Here is a 10,075-nt window from a genome sequence, read left to right as displayed (position 1 = left end):
AGAGATCATGTCAGACATTGTGGAGCAGCTGAAGAAGGTCCGCAAGCTGCAGTCCCGCGCCGCCGCTGCCAAAATCTCAGCATTTGCAATGGCCAGAACGAGAGTTCGATGGTGAGCTCACTGGCATGATCATGGCTCTCAACCACGCGGCGGTTGCCGCCTGAAGAACTGCCAGACTCTCGTTGCCGCAGACGACATTGCTGCGCAATCTCGCGAACAAATCAGGAGAACGGTGTTGCGTTTCACAATCTTTTGCGGCCTCCTGCTGCTCGTCGTCTGGGCGAAGGCACTAACGAGTTACTTCGTCTGGCATTCCATCCACGAAGTCATCGTTGCAATGGTGGCTAGTTTGTTGCTTCTTCAGTGGGCGTATATCGCAAGCCTGCTCTTTTCCATCTGGCAATCCAGCCGTAATTACAGGAGTCGCCAAAGGGCTAGACGATCCGATCATCGCTAGACTAGAACGTGGTGTCAGCCACAGCCTATCATGAGGGCGAAAACCTCGGCGTTCTTTGGAACGCCTCTCATCAAATCAGATCCAACCATGAGTCAACGGAATTCGAACCTGCCGGATGACGTGGATGCGTCGAGAGCCCTATCGCCGCGCAAGCTCTGCAACCTCGGGCGTGCCATGATGACGTGTAACAGGTGGCCTGCTCATGCCCTATCTGTGGTGGCTCCGACTTCATTCGCGGCGGCGAGACCGTCAGCGAAGTGCTGGACTATGTTCATGCGTCCTTCCGTGTCGTGCATCATGTCCAGCCCCGCTTTACCTGCAAAGCAAAATTGGCCCTTGTTTAGATAGTCGAGGCCGCACTGCCAGAACACAGCGAGGCGATTTTGTCTTGTGGCCAGGTATGTGAAAGACGCTCATGCGAGCCCACTGGACAGGAGAGGTCAGCATTTGAATTTAAAAAGGTACCTTGATCCAAAAGTGGATGTGCTCGCTTCAGTAGCTGAATTGGATGGTCTGTACCGCGTCCAGAGGACCATAAAGAAACGTAAGTTATAAGGCTGAGCCTATGAATTTCATGAGAACGGAGCAGGGGCTTCTCTGCGTTTCAATTGCCGTTACCATCCTCCTTGCCTGCATCGGCATTTTGTTCGGGATCATTTCAGGTTCGTTCGCAATCATATTCGATGGTGTCTACGCACTGACGGACGCTGCTATGACTGTCGTAGCTCTGCTTGTTACAAAGCTCATCGCGTCATCCGAAGCGCCCTCCAGCAAAGGAAAACTTATCGAGCATTTCACGATGGGGTTCTGGCATCTTGAGCCCATAGTCTTGGCTCTCAACGGCATTCTCATAACCGGGTCGGCTGTTTACGCACTTGTCAACGCAATCGGCAGCATTTTGCATGGGGGACGTCCGCTCAACTTTAGTCAAGCGATCGTCTACTCCGTCGTAACACTCGGTGTGACAGCCACCATGGGGGTTATTGGTGATCGAGCTAATCGTAAGATCAAATCTGATTTCGTTGCCCTGGATACGAAAGCTTGGCTGATGTCCGCCGGGCTAACGATCGGGTTACTCGTCGCGTTTGCCATCGGATATTTCATTCAGGGGTCTTCTTACGAATGGATCTCGCCGTTTATTGACCCGGTCGCGCTGGCATTAATCTGCATTGTGATCATTCCCATTCCGGCGGGCACGGTTCGGCGAGCGCTCGCCGACATACTGCTTGTTACGCCATTAGATCTCAAACAACAAGTTGACGCGGTCGCCAAAACAATCATCGAACGACATGGATTCATATCCCACCGGGCTTATGTGGCCCGGGTCGGCCGAGGCCGGCAAATCGAGCTACATTTCGTTGTCTCAGAGGACCTCCCGGCGAGGAAATTGCAGGAATGGGATAAGATCCGTGACGAAATCGGGCTCGCGATTGGTAACGAGGGTCCGAGTCGTCGGCTCACCATCGCCTTTACAACCGATCCTGAGTGGGCGGATTAGGATTTTGAACCGAATTTGGAGCCCTGTATCGCAGGCATTCCATAACGGGCGTGATCCTCGAACCGGATGCATAGCTCGGCGTTTTTTCCAGCCACCATGCGTCAATTTGTAAGCGACAAGCCGTGGCCGTTCAGGCGGCGTAGTTCCATGGCATGAGCGCGTCGATTTCACTGCTGGGCCATCCATTCGCAAGGCGCTCAAGCGTCTGGGTCAACCAAGCTTGCGGATCGACTGCATTCATCTTTGCCGTTTGCAGGAGCGTCGCGATGGTCGCCCAAGTCCGGCCGCCACCGTCGCTTCCAGCGAATAGACTATTTTTTCTCGTGATCGCTTGGGGTCTGATTGCTCGCTCGACTATGTTGGAGTCGAGTTCGATGCGGCCGTCGGTCAGGAAGCGCTCGAAGATGTCTCGACGCGAGATGGCATACCGCAGAGCTTCGGCGAGTTTGGATTTTCCAGAGACCCGTGGCAGGGTCGCCTGCCAGAGAGTGAAGAGGTCACGGACGATCGCTGCGGAGATCTCCTGGCGTGCAGCGACACGAGCTTCAGGGCTTTGGCCGCGCACACGCTCCTCGATCTCCCATAACCTCGCCATACGCTCGACGGTGTCTGTAGCGACCTTCGAGCTCTTTGCGACATGCAACTCGTAGAACTTTCTCCGGCTGTGCGACCAACAGCCGGCCAGGATGGCGCTGTCATTGCCTCCATCTTTCCGGACGAGCTTGTTATAAGCGGCATATCCGTCGACCTGCAGGATTCCACGATAGCCGCTCAGGTGTCGTGCGACACACTCGGTGGCTCGACTGTCCTCGAAGCGATAGGCTACCATCGGTGGACCGCTGCCCCCAAAAGTCCGGTCATCCCTGGCATACGCCCATAGCCATGCCGTCTTCGCTGATCCGGAACCAGGTGCAAGTGTGGGCAAGGTCGTTTCGTCGGCAAAGATCCGTTCGGCCTTCTTGATCTCATCGAGGATGTAGTCGGCGAGGATATTGAGCTCGAACCCCAGCTTGCCCATCCATTGAGCCATCAGCTTGCGGTCGAGTTCGACCTTGTCGCGTGCGTAGATGGCTTCCTGGCGATAGAGTGGCAGCCCGTCGGCATATTTGGAAACGGCGATCTGGGCCAGAAGTTGCTTCCGTCGGAATGCCACCTTCGATGATATGTGCCGGAGCCGCCGCCTGGACGACACCATCCTCGTTCCTAAAGGCATACTTCGGCCGGCGGGTGACGATGACACGGAACTTCGCTGCCACGACATCCAGCCGCTCGGAGACGTCTTCTCCAATCAGGATTTTGGTCTTACCTGCATGTTCTGGAAGCTCTTCCGGTTCGATCACGACCTCGACGCGCTCAAGATGAGGCGCAAAGCCCTTGCGTGGCCGCGGAGCGCGTTTGCTGTCCGCGCTACCGCGGCCTTTCGTGACCTGAGCCTTGATCGTCGCAATGCCGGTCTCGATCTCTTCGAAGACAAAGGCATGCTGCTCGTCATCGACGGTGGATGATGCAAGCCTTTCCGAGCGTCGGCCAAATCGGGCGCGATCGAAAGCCTTCAGGATCTGCGTCAGCCGCTCGATGCGCTCATCGGCGTCCGCGTTGCGGGCCTCTAGATCGTCAACCTGCTTCTCCAAAGCCTCGACGCGGGCTGCTTTTGCGGCCATGGCAAGAACCATGGCTTTGAGAGCCTCTACATCATCCGGGAGCTCAATCTCGGGCCGCGTCATGGGTATGATCAGAGCATATTTTGCCGCGCTCCGCCCATGCTTTCAGGGACCTGATTCACTTCGCCGCAGCGGTTTTACCCAACAATCTCGGGAGGCTTCACCGGCGTGGATCGAACCCGCTTCCAGTCCATTCCGTCGACTAAAGCCAGAAGCTGGGCATGATTGAGCTGGACGCGATGATGGCCGATCCGGGGCCAGCAGAACTGGGCTTTTTCCAGCCGCTTCGCATAGAGGCAAACGCCGGAGCCATCCCACCACACGATCTTGACTCGGTCTGCTCTCTTGGCCCGAAAGACATAAAGTGCACCGTTGAACGGATCACTGCCAGCATCCCGTACCAGCGAAAGCAAGCTGTCCGGCCCCTTTCGGAAGTCGATGGGATGGCTCGCAAGAAAGACCTTCACGCCGGACCGGATCATGCCGACCGCACCGCTCGGATCACCCGCTGCAGGTGTGCTTCGCCGATATCTGCGTCGGCCCGGATAACGACGTCGCCGATGATAAGCTCGATCATCGCACGTGTGCCAATCGTCCCAGTCTCCGTCTGACCAGCCCGATCTTGCGAGGAGGATCGTTGTCCGTCACGAGCATCACGACGCCAGCCAAATAGCTGCGAGGGATGTATGCCGATGCGATGCGCAATGGCTGAGACGCTTGCGCCGGGCTCCATTGCCTCAGCCACAGCCCGCGCTTTAAAATCATCGGACCAGCGGCGCCGAAATTGCCGTGGGGCGCCCTCAAGCCGTTCCGGAACAGCCTCGATCATATGGAAGTTTCTAGTTCCAGAGCTAGGCGCAGACATAGAAGCTCACAGTTTGTGAATCGTCTGTCCGCAATACAGCGGCCAACGCTACTGACGCCAGATGGGGTCAGCTTGTCGCTTACGTCAATTTCACGGTTCGTACCAATCTTCGATCAATGCGGCCAGTTTCGATGCCGTAGTTTTCCGTTATGCCTCCAGGCGCGATACTCGATTCAGCGAATAGGGTTGGCTGAACCCAGATCGCGCCTTTGCGTTCAAGCTCCACAGGCGGTTTCGCCGTCTTGATCTTGTTGAGATCCTGCCGGAGGCCGATTGTCTCGCGTTCTTTGAAACGAGCGACGCCTATGTCCTTGTACTGGCTCAGGAGGGCGCGGCCCAGCTGCCCAGGTTCCGATAGATGTCATCGCGCAGCTGTCGGACCTGTCGATTGAGCTCACCAAGTTGCGCAGGCGTATGGTCGGAAATTTCCAGAAGAGCGTCGCCCAGGCAGCCAGCTCGCGACCTCAGCTCCGGCCCGCGTAACCCGCCGGGTGATGCTGCGGGCGGCAAGGGTCATCAGCGACTATGGTTCCGCGAACGCGACGAGGCGCCCGCGGATAGCCGTCGGCAACATGAAGTCGCCTCGTAGGTCAGACCTTGTGCAGAAAATCGACCACGCCGGTATCGAGATCATAATAGGCGGGCACGATCTTCACCTTGCCTTCCTCGACCAGGCGAGAAACAATCGCACTTTCGGTGAGGATGCGCTCGGCGCCGTTGAAGGCATTGGCATGGACGGTCTTGTCGACAAAATTGTCGCCGCGATCGGTCTCCGCCAAAGCCACGGGCAGGATCGGCTGGGTCATCTTGCCGATTGAGCCATCGAGCTTGGTGCCCTTGGACACGACCTCGCAGGCGGCGGAGACCGCCCCGCAACGCTTGTGGCCCATGACGACGATCAGCGGCGCATGCAGATGTTCGGTGCCATATTCGATCGTGCCGAGCACATCGGTGTCGACCACGTTTCCGGCATTGCGGGCGACGAAGAGTTCGCCGAGCGTCACGCCGCCGAATACAAGTTCCGGCACGACACGGCTGTCGGAACAGGTCAGCACGATCGCCCAAGGTGCCTGGCTCTTGGCGACGTCCTGCCGGCGCTTGGAAATATTGGCGGCGCAGGCTTCCGTGTCGGCGACGAATTTCTTGTTGCCTTCCTGGAGTTTTGCCAGTGCTTCATCCGGCAGGAGGGCGGGAGCGTTCGAGGCGAATGCCGGCATGGTCATGTCAAAGCCTGCAGTCATGACGGCCACGCCTCCGATGCCGGCAAATTTCAGCAGGGAGCGACGGCTGAGTGGGGAGGAATTGCATTCAAAGCACATGGTATCGGTCCTTTTGCAATATCCGGGATGGCTGCGGAGAAATGGCACCTGCTCCAAGTCATGTCCGGCAATTCTCCGGGAATCGGAGAATGGCCGATTGGTTATGCCTTGATATGGCACTCATCAAGCGGAATTTTGACGCATCGGAGGAGCTAAGCCAATCCTGGAGTATTGCCCCGGCCGTACGGTAGATCAACCCGGCCCTGACGGGTTCTGGCGAGGGATGCTCATGCGCGGCATATTGGGTTGCAAGGGACCCTTTGGGCGCTGCCTTCTGCTTCTTTAGTGGCTCCGCTGCCGCCGGCGGGATCGCATTCATTAACTCACTCGGGAACCTAGGAGCATTTGTGGGGCCGTTCGTTATAGGGTATCTCCGTAGTCAGCCCGGAGGTTTTTCCACAGGCCTATACGCTTTGGCAATCATGGGCCTAGCCGCGACAGTCATGTTGATTTTCCTCCTGCGCCTCCTGCGCCTCCTGCGCCAAACTCGATCGAAACAACCAGATGTTCTTGTGTTTGTTGTCACGTGAGCCGAGCCGGTTAGGTGCACAACGAGATGCGGCTCGGGTCCGCGAGGAACCAACAGCAAGAGCTCGCAAAATTCCTCAGCGTCACCGGCCGCCGTCTTCGCACCCAAGGCCGAACCCGGCAATGCCGCTCATGTCGGCGCACCGATGCCGGGCGCCATCTCGCGCGTCTTTGTGTCGCCCGGACAGGCGATCAATGCCGACGATGTGCTGGTGTCGACCGAAGCGATGAAGGTGGAAACGGCAATTCACGCCGAGGAGAACGGCACGATCGCCGAAGTTCTCGTCAAAGCCGGCGACCAGATCGATGCCAAGGACCTGCTTGTAACTATCGCGGCCGGTTCAGCGTAAAGTTCCATAACGTTGATTATGCTATTTGGTGTTGTAGAGGCTATTTAGTAATGCGACAGTTGGGCCAGTTAGAGATGCGACAATCTCGCCTCTCGACGACTGGTCAATGCCAATGTCGGGAGCAAGGATGACGACCTTCAGCCTGGTCGAGACCATGAGCGGTCGGAGTCGTCATGTCCTTTATGATCACTATGTCGCAGAAAGAATTGCATCGCCTCGAACTCATCCAGAAGATCCGTGACGAACGCCAGAGCGTTGTGCAGGCCGCCGAACGGCTCGACCTCAGTCGAAGTCAGGTCCATCGGCTGCTGCAGGCCTATGACCGGGATGGTCCGGCCGGGCTTGTTTCCAAGAAGCGATCGCGACCGAGCAACCGGCGCCATAGCGAGGAGTTTCGCAATGCGGCGCTGAATCTGATCCGTGAGCGCTATCTGGATTTCGGTCCGACGCTGGCGCGTGAGAAGCTGATCGAGCTGCACCGGATCTCGGTCGCCAAGGAGACCCTGCGGCAATGGATGACCGAGGCCGGCATCTGGGTCTCGCGTCGGGAACGCAAGAAGCGGGTTTTCCAGCCACGCGGCCGACGTGATTGCTTTGGCGAACTGGTACAGATCGATGGCTCGCATCACTGGTGGTTCGAGAACCGTGGGCCCAAATGCGCCCTGCTCGTCTATATCGACGACGCCACCGGCAAGCTGCTGCATCTACGGTTTGCCGGCTCGGAGAACACCTTCGACTATCTGCACGCGACCAAGGCCTATCTGCAGCAATGGGGCAAACCGCTGGCCTTCTACAGTGACAAGCACGGCGTCTTTCGTTCGACCCATGCGTCGGAGAAGGACCGGACGAGCGGCCTGACACAATTCGGCCGCGCGCTTTATGAGCTGAACATCGACATCATCTGTGCCAATACCCCGCAGGCCAAAGGCCGCGTCGAACGTGCGAACCAGACACTGCAGGATCGGCTGGTCAAGGAAATGCGGCTGCGCGGCATCGACACGATCGAGGAAGCCAACGCCTATGCGCCTGAGTTCATTGCGGATTTCAACGCGCGTTTTGGCAAACAGCCGCGTAATCCGAAGGACATGCACCGGCCGTTGGCCGACCATGAGAACCTCGATGGCGCCATGTGCCGCAAGGAAGTTCGCACGCTGTCGCAGGCTTTGACGCTGCGCTATGACAAGGTGCTGTTCATCCTTGATCCGACAGATCTTTCCAGGTCCCTGGCGGGTAAGAAGGTCGTCGTTTGCGACTATCCGGACGGGCGCCTCGAGATCATGCACGAGAGCTTTGCCCTGCCCTACCGAACCTTTGACACGTTACGCTCCGTGCATCGCGCCGAGGTCGTCGATAACAAGCGGTTGGACGACATGCTGTCTGTTGTCGCCGAGCTGCAGGCTGGGCGGGAGCAGCAGCGCAGCAAGGGCGGACCACGGCGAACTGGGCAGACGGACCATATGTTCGGCATTCGCGATGGCAGCACGGGGAACGGCTACCAGAAGCGTGGACGCAAGCCGAGAACGGATTACATGAACGATCCGGCGGTGATCGCACGGCGGGAGAAAGCGTTATTGAGGCAGCCGGCTGCGGAATAAAGGGCGTCAATGCACGCCGATATCGCTTTGCGTATCTGACTCCAATTGCAGGCAGGCGGACCAAAGCGGCGTCTTGTGGAAGGCTCCGTCTTGAAGAAGCGTGAGCCCTTCTCGTGCCTCATAAAGCAGGCCCAGCCAGCACAGGCGCCGCAGGACGCCATATTGGAGATCGGATTTGAGCTCCCAGGCTTCCAGGGTCATTTCGGTGGCGGACAGAGGTGCCGTGTCTGGATAGAGGATCTTCACGACGTCCAAAGGCGTACAACCTTCTCTCGCCTTGATATTGAGAAGATTGAGGAACATGCGCCACCAGCGTAGGCGCGCTTGCACCTCAGCTTCCCGCTCGGTGGCATGGACATACGAGTAGAGATAGTCTGTGGCCACGAGATCGAAGAAGGCTTGCGGGTTCACCAGAAACTCCCGGCCGCGTCTGGTTGGCAGCAGCACATCCTTTTTCCGGCGAAGCAGCTTCAGATGGCGGGTCATGTCCCGCACGACCCAGAGCGGCGGCATGTCGCTTTCGTTCAGCACTTTGTTCATGCTGTAGAGGTCTTCGGCTGTGAAGTCGGGCCACAGGAAGTTCACAGCGGCCCAATGTACGAATTTGCGGTTCATAGCACCGGTCGCGGTCAATCCTATGCCACCCTCACCGTCAGCATAGGCAACGGACAGAAGCATGCCGCGAAGAAGAGGTGACAGCGCGGCGACATCGACGTCACCCTGCAGCTTGATTTCCGGAAGCATCGTGCAGCTTTGATCCCTACCCGCTCAATTCAGATAAAAGCGAGTATCAGCCGGCGACTGAACAATTGCTATTGAGAAAGCTAAAGCCGAAGAGGTGTTCTTTCACCCGCCCCCGCTCCGCCCTTTCAACCCGGCCCAGCCGGTCGGATCGGGGGCTGATCATCGGTGCCAGTGTCGCGTTTCTAACTGGCCGACAGCGTCGCAGCCCTATTCGGCTTTGACAGGTGTTGTAGCCGCAAAGTTGAAGTGTCCTGATTCTGCAAAGTTGGAATGTCACACTCTCCCCGTTTTGATGACGGCGGAGATTGCAGATGGGATTGATAGCGATGAGCGAGCGTGATCTGCAGCGGATCGAGGTTTTGTCGAAGGTTGCCGACGGCCGCATGACGATGGTGTCGGCGTCGCATGTGCTTGCTCTCAGCGAGCGCCAGGTGCGGCGGCTGTTGGCCGCTATGTCGAGACCTATGCCTATGCCGACGGCCGCCTCGATGTACGATGGAAGGGACATTCCCTGCCCTACAAAACCTTCGACAAGGACCAGCGGGTGACGCATGCGGCGATCACCGAGAACAAACGGCTCGGCGACGTTCTGTCTTATATCAAGGAGCGTCAGGAGCAGCCGTCGAAGCCGGTGGTGATGACCAACAGCGAGAAGAACGGCTATGTGCGACGTGCTCACGGTCCGGGACGGCGGAAGGATTTTACGAACGATCCGGCCGTCATCGAACGCCATAAAGCTGCGCTGGCAAAGCGCGATGCTGCCGAGTGAGGCGTCGATCGCATCGTCTTAAAGCTAAAGCCGATAGGTGCCCCTCACCCGCCCCCGCTCCGCCCTTTCAACCCGGCCCAGCCGGTCGGATCGGGGCTGATCATCAGAGCCAGCGTCGCGTTTCTAACTGGCTGACAATGTCGCCCCTCTAATCAGCTTTGACAGCAATTGTAACCGCAAAGTTAGAATGTAAGAACCACTGGCATCTATTGCTCGATCGATCTCCACCCTATTGCAGGAAAAGGTAAATGTCGCTCTGCATGCCTGATGGCCCCAGAGTGGCCGTGTA

At 57.7% G+C, this 10,075-nt stretch carries 8 protein-coding genes and 3 pseudogenes; 6 read left to right on the top strand and 5 right to left on the bottom strand.

Annotated features, from left to right (window positions below; all coding sequences use genetic code 11):
* Positions 1 to 648: 648 nt before the first annotated feature.
* Together ATY29_RS38400 and ATY29_RS29990 are read left to right on the top strand one after the other, a co-directional pair.
* Positions 649 to 801: an IS66 family transposase zinc-finger binding domain-containing protein gene (locus ATY29_RS38400; protein WP_196411598.1), complete on the top strand. Its 153-nt coding sequence runs from the start codon at positions 649 to 651 to the stop codon at positions 799 to 801.
* 221 nt (positions 802 to 1,022) lie between these two features.
* Positions 1,023 to 1,955 (top strand): cation diffusion facilitator family transporter, encoded by a 933-nt coding sequence (locus tag ATY29_RS29990; RefSeq protein ID WP_012489540.1) that lies wholly within the window; start codon positions 1,023 to 1,025, stop codon positions 1,953 to 1,955.
* A gap of 130 nt (positions 1,956 to 2,085) precedes the next feature.
* Here the strand turns inward: ATY29_RS29990 and ATY29_RS29985 are convergent.
* The 4 genes and pseudogenes from ATY29_RS29985 to ATY29_RS29970 form a co-directional block, all read right to left on the bottom strand.
* Positions 2,086 to 3,679: pseudogene (locus ATY29_RS29985) on the bottom strand (IS66-like element ISRle3 family transposase).
* A gap of 74 nt (positions 3,680 to 3,753) precedes the next feature.
* Positions 3,754 to 4,098 (bottom strand): IS66 family insertion sequence element accessory protein TnpB, encoded by a 345-nt coding sequence (gene tnpB, locus ATY29_RS29980; protein WP_085861393.1) that lies wholly within the window; start codon positions 4,096 to 4,098, stop codon positions 3,754 to 3,756.
* Complete coding sequence (locus tag ATY29_RS29975; protein WP_082935752.1) at positions 4,095 to 4,445, bottom strand: transposase; 351 nt, start codon at positions 4,443 to 4,445, stop codon at positions 4,095 to 4,097. The genes tnpB and ATY29_RS29975 overlap by 4 nt, the downstream gene beginning before the upstream one ends.
* A 626-nt stretch (positions 4,446 to 5,071) precedes the next feature.
* Complete coding sequence (locus ATY29_RS29970) at positions 5,072 to 5,800, bottom strand: carbonic anhydrase (RefSeq protein ID WP_051679592.1); 729 nt, start codon at positions 5,798 to 5,800, stop codon at positions 5,072 to 5,074.
* A 629-nt stretch (positions 5,801 to 6,429) separates the two neighbouring features.
* On the opposite strand from ATY29_RS29970, the pseudogene ATY29_RS29960 reads away from it, so the two are divergent.
* Both ATY29_RS29960 and ATY29_RS29955 read left to right on the top strand, forming a co-directional pair.
* A pseudogene (locus ATY29_RS29960) lies at positions 6,430 to 6,678 on the top strand (biotin/lipoyl-containing protein); the annotation flags it as partial.
* Between the two features lie 173 nt (positions 6,679 to 6,851).
* Complete coding sequence (locus ATY29_RS29955) at positions 6,852 to 8,273, top strand: ISNCY-like element ISRel10 family transposase (protein ID WP_097537484.1); 1,422 nt, start codon at positions 6,852 to 6,854, stop codon at positions 8,271 to 8,273.
* 6 nt (positions 8,274 to 8,279) lie between these two features.
* Here ATY29_RS29955 and ATY29_RS29950 read toward each other — a convergent pair whose 3' ends face one another.
* The gene (locus tag ATY29_RS29950) at positions 8,280 to 9,017 is read right to left on the bottom strand and encodes a hypothetical protein (protein WP_011053407.1); all 738 of its coding nucleotides are present in this window, start codon (positions 9,015 to 9,017) and stop codon (positions 8,280 to 8,282) included.
* 311 nt (positions 9,018 to 9,328) lie between these two features.
* Here ATY29_RS29950 and ATY29_RS29945 point away from each other — a divergent pair, with 311 nt between their 5' ends.
* Both ATY29_RS29945 and ATY29_RS29940 read left to right on the top strand, forming a co-directional pair.
* Positions 9,329 to 9,565, top strand: coding sequence for a hypothetical protein (locus ATY29_RS29945; RefSeq protein WP_094299122.1), 237 nt, complete (start codon positions 9,329 to 9,331; stop codon positions 9,563 to 9,565).
* Positions 9,460 to 9,786, top strand: a pseudogene (locus ATY29_RS29940) (ISNCY family transposase); the annotation flags it as partial. The gene ATY29_RS29945 and the pseudogene ATY29_RS29940, both read left to right, overlap by 106 nt.
* Positions 9,787 to 10,075: the final 289 nt, after the last annotated feature.

The sequence above is a fragment of the Rhizobium hidalgonense genome (genome assembly GCF_002914525.1).
Taxonomy (GTDB): Bacteria; Pseudomonadota; Alphaproteobacteria; order Rhizobiales; family Rhizobiaceae; genus Rhizobium; species Rhizobium hidalgonense.
Note: the sequence above shows the minus strand (reverse complement) of the source record. Positions and strands in the feature narration are given on the sequence as shown.